General features: G+C 48.4%; 1 protein-coding gene. It reads left to right on the top strand.

Annotated elements, in window-relative coordinates; translation table 11 throughout:
- The coding region (locus tag A3750_RS02445) for an iron ABC transporter permease (protein ID WP_156498323.1) at positions 1 to 600 on the top strand (600 nt) is incomplete at its 5' end.
- Positions 601 to 866: the final 266 nt, after the last annotated feature.

The raw sequence follows: 866 nt of genomic DNA on the forward strand, positions 1-866 counted from the left end.
CTTGTGATCGGCTGTCTGTTGGCGTACACCAAGCGCTTGAATCGACGCAGAGCGACCAATGCGCTTACTCAGATCTCCAGCCTTGGTTATGCAGTACCCGGCGCCGTTTTGGCAATTGGTGTGATTATTCCTCTTGCAGCTTTCGATAACTGGTTTGATGGCCTCGCAAGAGAGTTCTTTGGTGTGAGCACAGGGCTGTTGCTTAGCGGTAGCATCATTGCCGTTTTATTTGCCTACACGGTGCGCTTCTTAGCGGTCGCGACGGGAGCGATCGACTCTAGCCTAGAGAAAGTCACACAATCTATGGACATGGCATCTAGGTCGCTTGGTAAAGGAAGCATGGAGACGTTCCTGAGAGTGCACCTGCCGATCATCAAACCGGGCGCACTAACAGCTCTTTTGGTTGTGTTCGTAGACTGTATGAAAGAGCTGCCGGCAACACTTATCCTCAGACCCTTCAACTTTGAGACTCTCGCGACGCACGTCTATCAATTTGCATCAGACGAACTTATTGAGCAGTGTGCGCTCTCTGCGCTCGTGATTGTGTTGGTCGGTATGGTGCCGGTGATACTGCTTAACAAATCAATCAACAGATCATAGTAAGCAAAAAGAAGAGCAAAGAGTTACAAATACAATTACATGCCTCAACTATGATTATGTTTCGGCCCACTCATCTTCAGAGAAGCCTCAAGATGCCCTTCGTGCTTGTTCGCTGAGCCACTACGCGAGCACAAAAAAGGAGCCCAAGCTCCTTTAAATGCAACTGTATTGAAGTGTTATTCCCAGACAACCTTCGCCTTACCAGCATACCAGCCATCTAACTGATCTTTGTACTGGCCTTCAATGACATCTCGTTTGATCTTCAT

This window comes from Oleiphilus sp. HI0079 (assembly GCF_001635105.1).